The organism is Azohydromonas aeria, assembly GCF_009760915.1.
Taxonomy (GTDB): domain Bacteria; phylum Pseudomonadota; class Gammaproteobacteria; order Burkholderiales; family Burkholderiaceae_C; genus Azohydromonas; species Azohydromonas aeria.
Genome location: NZ_VIDQ01000014.1, coordinates 1 through 13,919, shown reverse-complemented (window position 1 = coordinate 13,919; position 13,919 = coordinate 1). Strand labels below are relative to the sequence as shown.

Genomic DNA, 13,919 nt, shown 5'->3' with positions numbered 1-13,919 from the left:
CGCCGGCCGTGCTCCTGGACAGCCGGGGTGTGCTGCCTCGGCTGGCCGGGAAGGCATCGATGGCACCCGGGACAAGGAGCGCCTTCTCCCGTGAGCGCAACCCGCGGATGCGCCGTGTAACGTGAGCGATGCATGTGCGGATTCAGCTACGCATTGACCTCGCCGCAGTTGCCTTCGGGCGCGTCCTTGTAGCGTGGCGGATTGGAAGAAACATCATGAACCCCCAAGACTCCCCCCCTTCGTGCAGCGGCGGCGCATGCTGCGGCGGCGCGCCGGCCCAGGCCCCCACCGTGGCCATCAGCCCCATGCCCGCGTCGCGCGCCGCCACGGCCGTGTACCGCATCCCGACCATGGATTGCCCGGTCGAGGAAGCCGAGATCCGCCGCGCGCTCGAAGGCATCGACGGCATCCGTGCGCTGGACTTCCAGCTCGCCGCGCGCACCCTGGCCATCAACGCCCCGGCGCACGTGCTGCCCCGGGCACTGGCGGCCATCACCGGCGCGGGCTTCAAGCCGCAGCCCGTGGAGCCGCCCCGGGGCGAGGGCGCCCAGGCGGGCCAGGGACGGCATGACCACGCGCACGGCGCGTCCTCGGGCATGGCCCGCCTGGCATGGGCGCTTGTGCTGGCGTTGCTGGCGGAAGGCATCGAGCTCTTCGCGGCGCACACCACGGCCTTCGAGGTGGCGGGCATGGCGCTGGCCCTGGGTGCCATCGCGCTGTCCGGCCTGGAGACCTACACCAAGGGCTTCGCGGCGCTGCGCCGCGGCCGGCTCACCATCAACGCGCTGATGTCGGTGGCCGTCACCGGCGCCTTCCTCATCGGCCAGTGGCCGGAAGCCGCCATGGTGATGGCGCTCTACGGCATTGCCGAGCTCATCGAGGCGCGCGCCGCGGACCGGGCCCGCAACTCGATCCGCACGCTCATGGCCCTGGCGCCCGAAGAGGCCGACGTGCGCCAGGCCGACGGCAGCTGGAGGGTGACCCCGGCCGCCGCGGTGGCCGTGGGCGACACGGTGCGCATCCGCCCGGGCGGGCGCGTGCCGCTGGACGGCAGCGTCACGCGCGGCATCAGCGCCGTGAACCAGGCGCCCGTGACAGGCGAGAGCATCCCGGTGGACAAGCAGCCGGGCGATGCGGTCTTTGCCGGCACCGTCAACGGCACGGGAGAGATCGAGGTGCGCGTGACCGCCCCGGCTTCCGACAGCACGCTCACGCGCATCATCCACGCCGTGGAGCAGGCGCAAGCCGCGCGCGCACCCACCCAGCGCTTCGTGGACCGCTTCGCGCAGTTCTACACCCCGGCCATCTTCGCGCTGGCCGCGGCGACCGCGGTGCTGCTGCCGCTGCTGGCCGGCGCAACCTGGACGCAGGGCCTGTACAAGGCGCTGGTGCTGCTGGTCATCGGCTGCCCGTGCGCGCTGGTGATCTCCACGCCGGTGACGGTGGTCAGCGCGCTGGCGGCCGCGGCGCGGCGCGGCGTGCTGATCAAGGGCGGCACGCACCTGGAGCTGGCGCGCTCGCTCAAGGTCGTGGCGCTGGACAAGACCGGCACGCTCACGCAGGGGCGCCCGAAGCTCGTGCACTGGGAAAGCCTGCACGGCGAGCGCGACGCCAACGCGCTGCTGGCCGCCAGCCTGGCCGCGCGCTCGGACCACCCGGTGTCGCAGGCCATCGCGCAGGGCCTGGCGCTGCGGGGCGACGGCATCACCGGCTTCAGGGCCCTGGCCGGGCGCGGCGTGGAAGGCGTGGTGGACGGCCGCCGCTACGTGCTGGGCAACCACCGGCTGGCCGAGGAGCGCGGGCAGTGCAGCCCGTCACTGGAGCAGCGGCTGCAGGCCCACGAGGCGCAGGGGCGCAGCGTCACGCTGCTCATGGGCGACGACGGCGTGCTGGCGGTGTTCGCGGTCGCCGACACGCTCAGGCCCGGCTCGCGCGAGGCGGTGGCACAGCTGCGGGCGCTGGGCGTCACGCCGGTGCTGCTCACCGGCGACAACGCCGCCACGGGGCAGACCATCGCCCGCGAGGCCGGCATCGACGAGGCGCGCGGCAACCTGCTGCCCGCGGACAAGCTCGCCGCCGTGGAGGAGCTGCGCCGGCGCGGCCCGGTCGCCATGGTGGGCGACGGCATCAACGACGCGCCGGCGCTGGCGCGCGCCGACCTGGGCGTGGCCATGGGCGCGGCGGGCACCGACACGGCCATGGAGGCGGCCGACGTGGTGGTGATGAACGACGACCTGCGCCGCCTGCCTGAAACCATCCGGCTGTCCCGCCGCACGCACGCCGTGCTGTGGCAGAACATCGCCTTTGCCCTGGGCGTGAAGGCCGTCTTCTTCGTGCTGGCGGTGTTCGGCTCGGCCACGATGTGGATGGCCGTCTTCGCCGACATGGGCACGACGCTGCTCGTGGTGGCCAATGGGCTGCGCCTGCTCAAGGCCCGTCCCCAGGAGCAGGCGGCATCGGGTTGAACCCCGCCGTCGAGCCACTTCGCGGCCTGCGCCGCGGGCTCGTGCACGGTGGTTTCGCGGGCCTGCATCCGTGAGCTGCGTGAGCTCGCTCTCTGAGGGTCCGGCCCGGCCGCGCCTGGGCGTGCCCCCTGGGCGGCGTGCGGCACCATGGTGCCGTCTGCCGGCTTCCTTCGCGGGGTGCGCATGGACCTGGAAACCACCTTCTTCAAGCTGGCCCTGGCGCTGGGCCTGGGGCTGCTCATGGGGCTGCAGCGCCAGCGCGTCGACTCGCGCCTGGCGGGCATACGCACCTTCCCGCTGATCGCGCTGTTCGGCGCGCTCATGGCGCTGACCGTGCCGGCCTTCGGCCCCTGGCTCGTCGCCGCCGGCATGCTCGCCCTGGCGCTGCTGCTGCTGATTGCCAATCTCATCAAGCTGCGGCAGCCCGACGCCAACCCCGGCATGACCTCCGAGGTCGCGGTGCTGCTGACCTATGGGCTGGGCGCCTATCTCGTGGTCGGCCACACCGAGGCCGCGGTGGCGCTGGGGGGCGTGTCGGTGCTGCTGCTCTACCTCAAGGCCCCGATGCACCGCATCGTCGGTGCGATGAGCGATCGCGACGTCACCGCGGTGATGCAGTTCGCGCTGGTGACGCTGGTGGTGCTGCCGGTGCTGCCCGACCGCAGCTTCGGCCCGTACGAAGTGCTCAATCCCTTTCGTATCTGGCTGATGGTGGTGCTGATCGTGACCATCAACCTCGCCGGCTTCGTGGCCCGCAAGCTCGCCGCGGCGCAGACCGGCGCGCTGCTGGGCGGCATCGTGGGCGGGCTGGTGTCGAGCACGGCCACCACCGTCAGCTACGCGCGGCGCAGCCGCGGCGAGGCCGGCGGCAGCGCGCAGGCGGCGGGCGCCGCGCTGGCCACGCTGGTGATCGTGGTGGCCTCGGCCATGTCGCTGCTGCGCGTGATGGTGGAAGTCGCCGTCGTCGCGCCGCGCCACTTCGCGGCCATCGGCGCGCCGCTGGGCGCGCTGCTGGGCTGGATGGCGCTGCTGTCGCTGCTGGCCTGGCGGCACGGGCGGCGCCAGAAGGCCGAGACGCTGCCCGAAGGCGGCAACCCCGCCGAACTCAAGCCGGCGCTGCTCTTCGGCGCGCTGTACGCGCTGGTGATCCTGGCGGTGGCCTTCGCCAAGGACCGCTTCGGCGACGCGGGCCTGTACCCCGTGGCGCTGCTCAGCGGCCTGACCGACGTGGACGCGATCACGCTGTCCACCGCCAACCTCGCCAACGCGGGCCGGATCGAGGCCGACGTCGGCGCCCGGCTGGTCCTGCTGGCGGTGCTGGCCAACCTGGCGTTCAAGGGCGGCTGCGCGATGGTGCTGGGCTCCTCCGCGCTGCGCGCGCGCATTGCCCTGTACTTCGGCCTGGCGCTGGCCGGCGGCGTGGCGATCCTGCTGCTGTGGCGCTGACCGGGGGACGTTGGCGCGGCGGGGCGGCACCGTCGCCGGCATTGATCCAGCTCATTTCGGTGAAGGAATGCCGGCGTGCTGACACGCCGCTGTCACGGCCGCGCACTGCAATGGCGGGTCTGGCACAGCGTTGCGGCCCTTTCCAACTCCGAGAAGCGAGAAGACGCCATGAATCCCGCCGCCCTCGTTCACTTGCAGCCCGAGATGCTCAGCCGCTACGCGCAGGCGCCGCTGCCCGCGACGCCCTGCGCGGCGCCCGCGGAGCGCAAGTGGGCCGGCGTGGCCTGCGTTGCCGTCCTGGCGCTGGCGCCGCTGCTGATTGCGCTCGCAACCTGATGCCCGGCCGGGACCTGGCCCGCGAGCCGGTGAACGCCGCGGCCGGCCGCGGCGCCCTGGCCCAGGCTCAGAAGCTCGTGCGCAGCGTCAGCCTCAGCGTGCGCGGCTCGGCCGGATGCACGTGGCGGTCGGCCACGGCTGCCGCCTCGCCCGGCAGGCGCGACTCGTAGTAGTACTCGATGTCGTTGATGCGGCGGTTGAAGAGGTTGAACACGTCCAGCGTCAGCTCGGTGTCGCGGCCGAGCTGGCGGCTCAGGCGGAAGTTGGTGGTCAGCGAGGACCGCGAGCGCTGGCTGTTGTCCTCGACGAGCGCCCCCGAGCCCAGGTAGCGCCACTGCAGGCTGGCCGACCAGGGGCCGAGCTCGCGCACCGTCACCGCCACCGAGGCCACCTTGTCCACCGCGTTGGGAATGCGGTCGCCCTCCGGCGCGGCGCCCTTGAAGCGCGCGTGGCTCCAGGCCAGATCGGCGTCCAGCAGAAGCCAGGGCAGGGCGGGGGGCGTCCAGCGGTTGTTCCACTCCACGCCGCGGCGCCGGCTCGCGCGCGCGGCCTCGGTGGCGCCGGCGTCGCCGACGTAGAGCAGTTCCGAGTCCGAGTCCAGCCGCCACAGCGCCAGCGAGCTCTGCAGCCCCGGCACCACTTCCGTGCGCAGGCCGATCTCCTGGCCCCGCGCGGCCGCGAGTCCCGGCACCTTGTCCACCGCCTCGCCCGTGCGCGGATCGACCCGGGCCGTGGTGCCGCGTGCGTCGTTGCTGTGGAAGCCGCGCCCGGCATTGACGAAGAATTCCGTCTTCTGCCAGGGGCCCAGGATCACGGACAGCTTCGGAGACAGCAGGTGGTCCGAGGCGCGGCCGGAGTTGACGGCATTGGACAGGCTGTCCACGTCGAAGCGCGCGCGGTCCGCGCGCACGCCGGCGATGGCGCGCAGCCAGGGCGTGAGCTCCACCGCGCTCTGGGCATAGAGGCCCAGCTGCGTCTGGCGCACGCGGTCGTCGCGGGTGGTGTCCGTGACCTGCCGCGCTTGCGTGTCGAAGAGGCCGACGCGGATGCGGTCGTGGCGCAGCTGCAGCCCGAACTCCGTGCGCGCGGCAAAGGTGCCCAGCGCGTGGTCGAAGGCATGGCTGGCGCTGAAGCCGTAGACCTGGCGCCGGTCGCGCTGCGCGAACTGGTCGCCCTGCTGCGGCCGCTCCAGCGCGTAGGTGAAGTTGGAGAAGAGCTGCAGCCGGTAGTCGATGGCATAGGCCGCCACGCGCGTGGCGGAGCCGTCCTCGTTGCGGCGGTGCCATTCGCCGGAGAGGCTGCTGCGGCGCGTGCTGCCGCCGTCCGTCGGGTCGAGCGAGTCGAAGCGGCCGATGCCGCCGGCGTCGAGCAGGCGCTGCGGCACCTGGTCGGTCGCGGTCCAGCGCGCGTCGTAGTGCATCAGGCTGGCGCTGAAGCCCTCGGCCCGGGTGCCGCCGGAGAGCGTGAGCACGCCGTTGAGCTTGTGCAGGTCCTCCGGCACGGTCCACGGCCCGTCGTTGCGTTGCAGCTCCAGCGCGCCCAGCAGCGACAGTCCCGGGGCCACCTCGTTCGAGCCCGCGCCCAGCAGCCGCCGGTAGCCGCGCTGGCCCAGCGTCACCGCGGCGAAGGGGCGCTCCAGCGTGTCGCGGTAGGCGATGTCGGCCGAGCCCGCCGATGAAAAGTCGCCGTTGCGCGCGAAATACGGGCCCTTGCGGTACTCGACGCGGTCCACCAGCTCGGGGATGAGGAAGTTCAGGTCCGCGTAGCCCTGGCCGTGGCCGTGGCTGGGCATGTTCACCGGCAGCCCGTTGACGCTGGTGGCGAAGTCGGTGCCGTGGTCGAGGTTGAAGCCGCGCAGGAAGTACTGGTTGGCCTTCCCGTCGCCGGAGTGCTGCGTGACGATGACGCCGGGCACGAACTCCAGCACCTCGCCCGGACGCAGCGCGGGGCGGCTCCTGAGCAGCTCGGCGCGGATCACGCCCTGCGAGGCGGCGTCGGACGAGCCCACCGCGTTGTCGTAATGGCGCCCGGTGATCTCGACGTGCTGCACTAGCGCCTCGGCGGCTTCGGGCACGTCATGGGCCTGGGCGGCGGGGATCAGGGCGCAGGCCGCGGCGGCGGCCAGCGTGTGAAGGAGGAAGGGGGCCGCGGGCCGGGGAATCGAATGCATGAAGGAAGGGGACACGGGAGTCGGGCGGTAGTTTGAACCGCATTTACGCGGCCGGCGCCGCATCGGATGCGCGGCGCCGCCGATGGCGTGGAGCGCCGGCACGCGCAGCCGCCTGCCCGCCTGCCCGCTGCCTCAGAGCCGCCGCAGCAGGTCGCCGTACACCGCGCCGTCCTCGGCGCACCGCTGCGCGCCCGGGGCGTCGTAGAGCACCAGCCAGGCCGGCGTGGCGCCGGCCAGTGACGCGGGCACTTCGCAAAAGGCCTCGGCACGGTCGCAGCCCGGGCCGTGCGGCAGCTCGCCCAGCACCGGCAGCGCCGGCTCGAAGCGCACCGGCTGCCGGTTGTCGAGCAGCACGCGGCGCGCGCCACTCCAGCGCAGCAGCCGGATCTCGCCGTCGAGCACCATGGTCGGCCCGGCCAGGATGTAGAGGTCGTCGCCGTCGAAGTGCAGGTCGCGCACGCCCAGGCCGCCGAGCTGCACGAAATGCTTGCGCAGGCGCACGCCGTCGCGCTCGCCGGCGTCCAGCGGCACCAGCTCCAGGTGGCCCTGGTGCGCCTCGACGGCGATCTCCAGCAGCAGCGACCAGCCGCGCAGCACCGGCCCGCGCAGCCCCAGCAGCAGGCGCCTGCCGTCGAGCACGGCCAGGCCCTCGATGTCGAAGCCGTTGTCCTTGCCGGGAATCTCCAGGAACGGCGCCAGGTGGTCGTCGTCCCTGAGCAGCCGCGTGAGCTGGTTGTCCTCGGCATCGCCCTTGAGCCGGGCGGCGCGGCGGCCGTCGGCCGCGGTCCGCGCCAGGTGCGGAACGCCGTCGCGCAGCTCGATGGGCACGCGGGCGAGCAGGCGGCGGTTGCCGTCGAGCTTGACCCGGGCCAGGCGGCGGGCGTTGTCCGCGTCCTCGCGGCCGGACTTGGCATTCCTGCGCTTGAGCCCGTGCGAGCCCGCCAGCCACAGCCAGCCATCGACTTCGTCCAGGCCTTCCAGGTCGGCCTCGTCGTCGGGCGCGCCGGGCAGGTCCAGCAGGTCGGCCAACGCGAAGGTGTGCGCCTGCCCGAAGCGCAGCGCTTCCGGCCCCACCGGGTCGAGCCGGCGCAGCCGCTCCACGGCGCATGCCTCGTCGCCCGCGACCCAGAGCCAGTCGCCGCTGAAGGCGGCACCGGACAGGTTGGTGTGAACCACGCCGCCGGGTTCGAGCTCCAGGCGCACGGCGTTGGGATGGCGGGCTTCGGGCATGGGCGCAGGCATGGGCAGGCTCCTCCTTGGCGAGCCCGCAGTATCGGCCCCGCGTGGACGTCCGTGCCGGCGGGAACGCGCCGCCGCGGCGCGCCCGCGCATCGGCCCGGTTGCGCGGGCAATCAGCCCTCTCCTCAGCGCCGCAGCCAGGCCTCGCGCGCCTGCACGCCCAGGAAGGCGTGGTCGGTGAAGAAGCCGTCCATGCCCAGGTCCAGGAAGGCGCGCAGCTGGCCTTCGAGGTTGCCCAGCGCGGCCGGGTCGCTGCCGCTGTCGAACTCGTCGGGCAGGAACTGGTTCTCGGCCCGGAACGTCCAGCCGTGCACCACCAGGCCCGCCGCATGCGCATCGCGCACCAGCGTGGTGGGCGTGCCCAGCCGGCCGCCGACCAGCGGGATCATGAGGTTCGTGTTGGCGCCGATGCCGCGGGCGTAGCGCGCGATCTCGGCCAGCCCTTCGGGCCTGGCCAGGTCGGCGTAGGTGCGCGGGTCGCCGGCGACCGTGAAGTCCCAGGGCCGGCCGGAGCCGTTGAGCAGCTGCGCCAGCGGCAGCTTCGTCATGCCGGCGAGCTTGCGCAGGTTGGCCGTCTCGAAGGACTGGATGATCACCGTGTCGGTGGGGCTGGCGTAGCCCCAGGCGCGCAGCGTGCGCACCAGCGGCTCCTCCAGCGCCAGGCCAATGCCCTGGAAGTAGCTCGGATGCTTGGTCTCCGGGTAGATGCCCACCGGGCGCCAGGCGCCGCCGCGCGCGCGCTCGCGGCGGTAGTCGTTGACGTCGCGCACCAGGCGCAGGATCTCGGTGAGCGTGGGCACCTCGAACATGCCGTCGAAGCGCGTGTTGGCCGCGCGCAGCGCGGGCAGCCGCTCGCGCGCGCGCAGCGTCTTGAGCTCGGCCAGCGTGAAGTCCTCGGTGAACCAGCCGGTGAGCGTCGTGCCGTCAATGGTCTTGGTGGCGCGGCGCGAGGCGAACTCGGGGCGCTCGGCCACGTCGGTGGTGGCCTCGCGCACGCTGCCGTCGGCATTGAGGATGGCGATGGCGTTCTCGTGGCGCGCCACCAGCACGCCGTCCCGGGTGCTGACCAGGTCGGGCTCGATGTAGTCGGCGCCCATCTGGATCGCCAGCCAGTAGGCCGGGAGCGTGTGCTCGGGCAGGTAGCCGCTGGCGCCGCGGTGGGCGATGACCAGCGGACGGCGAGCCGCGCGGGAGGCGGCCGCCGCAGTCGCGGCGGCGGTGCCGGCGGCCTGGGCCACGGGCGCGGCCAGCAGCAGGCTGGCGCCCGTGGCGGCAAGCAATTGGCGGCGGGGAATGGGCATGGGAAGCGCTCCTCGGTTCCTGGGTATCGGCGCGCCGCGGGCCGGGCGCGCCGCGCACTGTGCGCGGCGGCTCGTGACAGGTGCGTGAAACCGGCGCGCCCGTGCCGCGCCGTGCCCGCAAGCCGGTGGGGTGGCCATCGCCGCGCGGCGCGGGCATGGCCGCCGTCATCACCTTGTCATGCGATGCGCGGAGAAGGCGCGTCATCCGTTCGGCAACCGTCAACACGAGGAGTGCGCACATGACGACGCCCATTCAGGACATGGAAAACCGGGTGGCCGCCTACGAGGACGCCTTCGAGGAGCTGTGGCAGCAGACCTGCCTGGGCCGCTTCTCGGTGGCCGAGGTGAAGGACCGGCTGCAGCGGCTGCGGGAGCGCTTCGACGCGCAGGGCCTGGCCCGGCCCATGGAGTTGCCCGGCTCGCAGATGCCCGGTTGAGCGTGCCGCGACCGCGACCGCGACCGCCACGGCGCGGCCGTGGGCGACCTGGCGGGCCTGCCCGCCGTCTGAACAGGCGGCCGGCCGCACCGGACCGGCCCCACCCGTCTTTCCAGGAGGGATCACGATGTCTCAGCGACTACTGCTTTGCGCCGCCGCGGCGCTGGCCTGCCAGGCCGCCGCCGCCCAACAAGACGATCCCGCGCCCGGGCCCCGCGAGTTCGCCGCCGTGCTTGACGGCCACGCGGTGATGCCGGCGCGCAGCTTCATGCCCGCGCCCAAGGACGCGCCGGCGGACCTGCGCGTCAGCGGCAAGTTCACCACGGGCCAGCGCGTGGAAGCGCCGGGCACGGTGCCGGGCACCTCGGGCGGGCGGCCCACCGGCGTGTCGTTGCCTTTCGCGGGCCAGCCGCTGCAGGGACACTCGGGCATCAAGCACATGAGCGACGGCAGCTACTGGGTGCTGACCGACAACGGCTTCGGCTCCAAGGCAAACTCGCCCGACGCGATGCTCTACCTCAACCGCTACAAGGTGGACTTCGCTTCCGGGCGCCTGTCACGGCTGCAGACGGTGTTCCTGCACGACCCGGACAAGCGGGTGCCGTTTCGCATCGTCCACGAGGGCACGAAGCAGCGCTACCTCACCGGCGCCGACTTCGACACCGAGAGCTTCCAGTTTGCCGGCGGGGCGCTGTGGATCGGCGACGAGCTGGGGCCGTACCTGATCAAGGCCGACCTGGGCGGCAAGGTGCTGGCGGTGTTCGAAACCATGGTGGACGGCAAGGCGGTGCGCTCGCCGGACCATCCGGCGCTGGCGACGCCGGCCGCGCCGGATGCGGCCGCACCGAAATTCCAGGTGCGCCGCTCCAAGGGCTTCGAGGGCATGGCCGCCTCGCCCGACGGCAGCAGGCTCTACGCGCTGCTCGAAGGCGCGCTCTGGGACGAGGCCGCCGGCGCCTACGAGAGCGTGGGCGGCAGGCAGTACCTGCGCGTGCTGGAATTCGACGTGCAGGCCGGCCGCTGGAGCGGCCGGCACTGGAAATACGTGCTCGAAGGCAATGGTCACGCCATCGGCGACTTCAACATGATCGACGGCACCACGGGCCTGATCATCGAGCGCGACAACGGCGAGGGCACGCCTGACAAGGCTTGCCCGGAAGGCGCCAGGCGTGCCGACTGCTTCCACGACGTGGCGAAATTCAAGCGCGTCTACAAGGTGGAGCTGTCCGAGGCCAACGCCGGCGGCGCGCTGCGCAAGATCGGCTACATCGACCTGTTGAAGATGGCGGACCCGCAGCGCCTGGCGCGCAAGCCGCTGACCAACGGGGCGCTGGCCTTCCCGTTCTTCACCATCGAGAACGTGGACGTGGTCGATGCGCGCCACATCGTGGTGGGCAACGACAACAACCTGCCTTTCTCCAGCAGCCGTGATCCGGCCCAGGCCGACGACAACGAGCTCGTGCTGCTCGACGTGGGCGAATTCCTGGCGGCGCGCTGACGCGGTCCAGGCGCGCGGTGGCGCAAGGCGCAGGACGGGCCCCGGCTCGGCGCCGCCGCGGGCCAGGCGCCGGGCCGGGGAGGGGCCGTCAGTCCGGCCGCCGCAGCCGCCGCAGCGCAAACACCGCGAGCGCCACCGTGAAGGCCGCGATCAGCCCCACCACCAGCCAGAAGCCGTGCGGCGACTCCGCCAGCGGGATGCCGCCCACGTTCATGCCCATCAGGCCGGCGCCCAGGTTGATGGGCAGCGCCAGGACGGTCACCATGGTCAGCGTGAACAGGCTGCGGTTGTTCTGGTCGGCCACGTGCGCCGCGGCCTCGTCCTGCAGCAGCTTGATGCGCTCCTGCAGCGCCAGCACGTCGCGCAGCACCACCGAGAAGTCCTCCCCGGCGCGGCGCAGCAGCTCGCGCTCCTCGTGCGACACCCAGCGCGGCGGCGCCGACAGCAGCCGCAGCAGCGCCGTGGGCTCGGGCGCCAGCAGCCGCTGCAGCCGCACCGTCAGCCGCCGCAACCGCGCCAGCTCGCCGGCGTGGCGCGCGCCGCGCTGCGCCAGCAGCTCATCCTCGATGTCGTCCACCCGGTCCGCGGCGGCGCGGTGGATGCGCTGCAGCTCGTCGGCCTGGTCGCCCAGCAGGTGCTCCAGCAGCGCCACGGTGGAGTCGATCGGCTCGCCGCGGTTCACGGCCGCGCGCAGCCGGTCCACCGTGCGCAGCGGCTGGCGCCGCGCGCTGACCACCAGGCGCGGGCCGAGGCTCACCCACAGCGTGGCCACGTCGTTGGGGTCGAAGGAGAAGTCGAAGGTCACGTCGTTGAGCACGGCCAGCAGGTTCTGGCCGTCGCGCTCGATGCGCGTGGAGCGCGAGCCCAGCGCGTGCAGCGCTTCAAACCAGCTCTCGGGCAGGTCGGCATGCGCCTGCAGCCAGGGCAGGGCCTTGGCGTGCGAGAGGTTGAAGTGCAGCCACACAAAGCCCTCGGGCCCGGCGTCGGCCGGTCGCTGCAGCCACTGCTGCGCTTCTTCCGCGGCCAGCGGCACGCCGGGCTGCCCGGGCGGGAAGTGGTAGCCACACACCAGGCCGTTGGCATCGGCGCCGTAGTTGCTGTCCAGCGTGCGGCGGTACAGCGCTTCGGGCGAAAGCGAGGGTGCGGGCGCGGGAGGCAAGGACGGGCTGTCTTCGGCGGCCGGCAGCGTCACGGAGTCGGTCATGGATGGGGCGCGCGAGGCGCCGGGGCGGCGCGGGCGGTGAGCGGCCCAGCCTACGTGATTCGCGTGACGGCATCGTGACAGGGCGGCCGTGTTGCCACGGGCAACGCCTGCTTTCGCAAGCGTCGCGGCCGGCGTGCCACACGGCTTCGGCGGCGGCGCGGCTGTCACGGTAATGACATATGTGCTGGATAGATTGCAGCCCGTTGCCTTTGTCCCCTGAGGAGCCGTGATGAATCGCCTTGCCATTTCCCTGCCGCTGCTGTGCGGCGCCCTGTTCGTCGCCTCTGCCTCCACCGCCCACGCGCAGGACGTGACCGGTGCGGGCGCGACCTTCCCGGCGCCCGTCTATGCCAAGTGGGCCGATGCCTACAACAAGGCCGCCGGCGTGCGCGTGAACTACCAGTCGGTAGGCTCAGGCGCCGGCATCAAGCAGATCAAGGCCAGGACGGTGGACTTCGGCGCCACCGACATGCCGCTCAAGGACGAGGAGCTCGCCGCTGATGGCCTGGTGCAATTCCCCACCGTCATCGGCGGCGTGGTGCCGGTGGTCAACGTCAAGGGCCTGCAGCCCGGGCAGCTCAAGCTCACCGGCCAGGTGCTGGGTGACATCTACCTGGGCAAGATCACCAGGTGGAACGACCCGGCGCTGGCGGCGCTCAACCCCGGCGTGCCGCTGCCCGACGACGCCATCGCCGTGGTGCGCCGCGCCGACGGCTCGGGCACGAGCTTCCTGTTCACGAACTACCTCTCCAAGACCAACCCGGAGTGGAAGGCCAAGGTGGGCGAGGGCACGGCCGTGAACTGGCCCACGGGCGCGGGCGGCAAGGGCAACGAGGGCGTGGCCGCGTTCGTGCAGCGCCTGCCCGGGGCCATCGGCTACGTCGAGTACGCCTACGTCAAGCAGAACAAGATGACGTACGCGCTGATGAAGAACCAGGCCGGCAACTTCGTGTCGCCCGACGACGCCAACTTCAAGGCCGCGGCGGCCGGCGCCGACTGGAACAAGACCTTCTTCCAGGTGCTCACCGACCAGCCCGGCAAGGACGCCTGGCCGCTCACGGGCGCGACCTACATCCTCATGCACAAGACGCCGGAGAAGCCGGCCAACGCCGCCGCGGCGCTCAAGTTCTTCGAGTGGGCCTTCACCAATGGCGACGCCATGGCCGCGGAGCTGGAGTACGTGGCGCTGCCCCAGCCCGTGAAGGCGCTGGTGCGCAAGCAGTGGGCCACCATCAAGAGCGCCGACGGCAAGACCCTGGCCGCGGCCAACTGAGCAGCGCAACGCTCCTGCAAAGCCGGTCTGATGCCGGCTTTGCGCGTTGAGGTTGCCACCTCACCCACAACGACATCCCCACTCCCGGCGCCATGAGGCTGCGGGGCTGCCCGCAGCCCCGGACCCTTGCCCGGCGCCCGAAGGAGGCCCATGAGCTCGACCATGCCCACCCCCGGCCGTCTGCAGGACGCCGCCCAAGAGCGGCGCCTGCCGCTGGTGCCGCCGCCGGCGACGCCCCGCTTCTCGCCCTGGCCCGACCGGCTGTTCTCGGCCGCCGCGCATGCCGCCGCGGCGCTGGTGCTCACGCTGCTGGTGGGCATCATCATCTCGCTCTTCGTGGGCGCCGGTCCGGCCATCGAGGCCTACGGGCTGGGCTTCCTGTGGAGCAGCGAGTGGGACCCGGTGCAGGAGCGCTTCGGCGGCCTGGTCATGATCTGGGGGACGCTGGCGAGCTCGGCCATCGCGCTGCTCATCGCCGTGCCGGTGAGCTTCGGCATCGCGCTGTTCCTCACCGAGCTGGCCCCGGGCTGGCTCAAGCGCCCGCTGGGCA

10 protein-coding genes and 1 pseudogene are annotated in these 13,919 nt (G+C 72.6%); 7 read left to right on the top strand and 4 right to left on the bottom strand.

All coding sequences use genetic code 11. The features are described from left to right. Window positions 1–215 precede the first annotated feature (215 nt). The 3 genes from FJ694_RS10930 (at window position 216) to FJ694_RS10920 (ending at window position 4,247) form a co-directional block, all read left to right on the top strand. Window positions 216–2,465: a heavy metal translocating P-type ATPase gene (locus FJ694_RS10930; protein WP_157266939.1), complete on the top strand. Its 2,250-nt coding sequence runs from the start codon at window positions 216–218 to the stop codon at window positions 2,463–2,465. Between the two features lie 183 nt (window positions 2,466–2,648). Then, the gene (locus tag FJ694_RS10925) at window positions 2,649–3,911 is read left to right on the top strand and encodes an MgtC/SapB family protein (protein ID WP_198320792.1); all 1,263 of its coding nucleotides are present in this window, start codon (window positions 2,649–2,651) and stop codon (window positions 3,909–3,911) included. Between the two features lie 168 nt (window positions 3,912–4,079). Continuing rightward, window positions 4,080–4,247 (top strand): hypothetical protein, encoded by a 168-nt coding sequence (locus tag FJ694_RS10920; protein ID WP_157266936.1) that lies wholly within the window; start codon window positions 4,080–4,082, stop codon window positions 4,245–4,247. Window positions 4,248–4,314: 67 nt separating this feature from the next. Here FJ694_RS10920 and FJ694_RS10915 read toward each other — a convergent pair whose 3' ends face one another. From FJ694_RS10915 to FJ694_RS10905, 3 genes are all read right to left on the bottom strand, one after another. Next, entirely contained in the window at window positions 4,315–6,417 is a 2,103-nt protein-coding gene (locus tag FJ694_RS10915; RefSeq protein ID WP_157266933.1) for a TonB-dependent receptor, read from the bottom strand. 132 nt (window positions 6,418–6,549) lie between these two features. Beyond that, window positions 6,550–7,659, bottom strand: coding sequence for a DUF3616 domain-containing protein (locus FJ694_RS10910; protein WP_232539986.1), 1,110 nt, complete (start codon window positions 7,657–7,659; stop codon window positions 6,550–6,552). Window positions 7,660–7,781: 122 nt separating this feature from the next. Continuing rightward, window positions 7,782–8,957 (bottom strand): glycerophosphodiester phosphodiesterase, encoded by a 1,176-nt coding sequence (locus tag FJ694_RS10905; protein ID WP_157266930.1) that lies wholly within the window; start codon window positions 8,955–8,957, stop codon window positions 7,782–7,784. Between the two features lie 239 nt (window positions 8,958–9,196). On the opposite strand from FJ694_RS10905, the gene FJ694_RS10900 reads away from it, so the two are divergent. Together FJ694_RS10900 and FJ694_RS10895 are read left to right on the top strand one after the other, a co-directional pair. Continuing rightward, on the top strand, window positions 9,197–9,394 hold the full coding sequence (locus tag FJ694_RS10900) for a hypothetical protein (protein WP_157266927.1): 198 nt from the start codon (window positions 9,197–9,199) through the stop codon (window positions 9,392–9,394). A 127-nt stretch (window positions 9,395–9,521) separates the two neighbouring features. Next, window positions 9,522–10,892, top strand: coding sequence for an esterase-like activity of phytase family protein (locus tag FJ694_RS10895; protein WP_157266924.1), 1,371 nt, complete (start codon window positions 9,522–9,524; stop codon window positions 10,890–10,892). Between the two features lie 88 nt (window positions 10,893–10,980). Here FJ694_RS10895 and FJ694_RS10890 read toward each other — a convergent pair whose 3' ends face one another. Further along, window positions 10,981–12,096 (bottom strand): transporter, encoded by a 1,116-nt coding sequence (locus tag FJ694_RS10890; RefSeq protein ID WP_157266921.1) that lies wholly within the window; start codon window positions 12,094–12,096, stop codon window positions 10,981–10,983. A gap of 229 nt (window positions 12,097–12,325) precedes the next feature. On the opposite strand from FJ694_RS10890, the gene pstS reads away from it, so the two are divergent. Together pstS and pstC are read left to right on the top strand one after the other, a co-directional pair. Continuing rightward, entirely contained in the window at window positions 12,326–13,369 is a 1,044-nt protein-coding gene (gene pstS, locus FJ694_RS10885) for a phosphate ABC transporter substrate-binding protein PstS (RefSeq protein WP_157266918.1), read from the top strand. Between the two features lie 150 nt (window positions 13,370–13,519). Then, a pseudogene (gene pstC, locus FJ694_RS10880) lies at window positions 13,520–13,919 on the top strand (phosphate ABC transporter permease PstC); the annotation flags it as partial.

Bases quoted from the DNA above. Each gene is read 5' to 3' on its own strand.
- FJ694_RS10920 (WP_157266936.1), top strand. From the start codon at position 4,080: ATGAATCCCGCCGCCCTCGTTCACTTGCAGCCCGAGATGCTCAGCCGC.
- FJ694_RS10910 (WP_232539986.1), bottom strand. From the start codon at position 7,659: ATGCCTGCGCCCATGCCCGAAGCCCGCCATCCCAACGCCGTGCGCCTG.
- FJ694_RS10925 (WP_198320792.1), top strand. From the start codon at position 2,649: ATGGACCTGGAAACCACCTTCTTCAAGCTGGCCCTGGCGCTGGGCCTG.
- pstS (WP_157266918.1), top strand. From the start codon at position 12,326: ATGAATCGCCTTGCCATTTCCCTGCCGCTGCTGTGCGGCGCCCTGTTC.
- FJ694_RS10890 (WP_157266921.1), bottom strand. From the start codon at position 12,096: ATGACCGACTCCGTGACGCTGCCGGCCGCCGAAGACAGCCCGTCCTTG.
- FJ694_RS10915 (WP_157266933.1), bottom strand. From the start codon at position 6,417: ATGCATTCGATTCCCCGGCCCGCGGCCCCCTTCCTCCTTCACACGCTG.
- FJ694_RS10930 (WP_157266939.1), top strand. From the start codon at position 216: ATGAACCCCCAAGACTCCCCCCCTTCGTGCAGCGGCGGCGCATGCTGC.
- FJ694_RS10900 (WP_157266927.1), top strand. From the start codon at position 9,197: ATGACGACGCCCATTCAGGACATGGAAAACCGGGTGGCCGCCTACGAG.
- FJ694_RS10905 (WP_157266930.1), bottom strand. From the start codon at position 8,957: ATGCCCATTCCCCGCCGCCAATTGCTTGCCGCCACGGGCGCCAGCCTG.
- FJ694_RS10895 (WP_157266924.1), top strand. From the start codon at position 9,522: ATGTCTCAGCGACTACTGCTTTGCGCCGCCGCGGCGCTGGCCTGCCAG.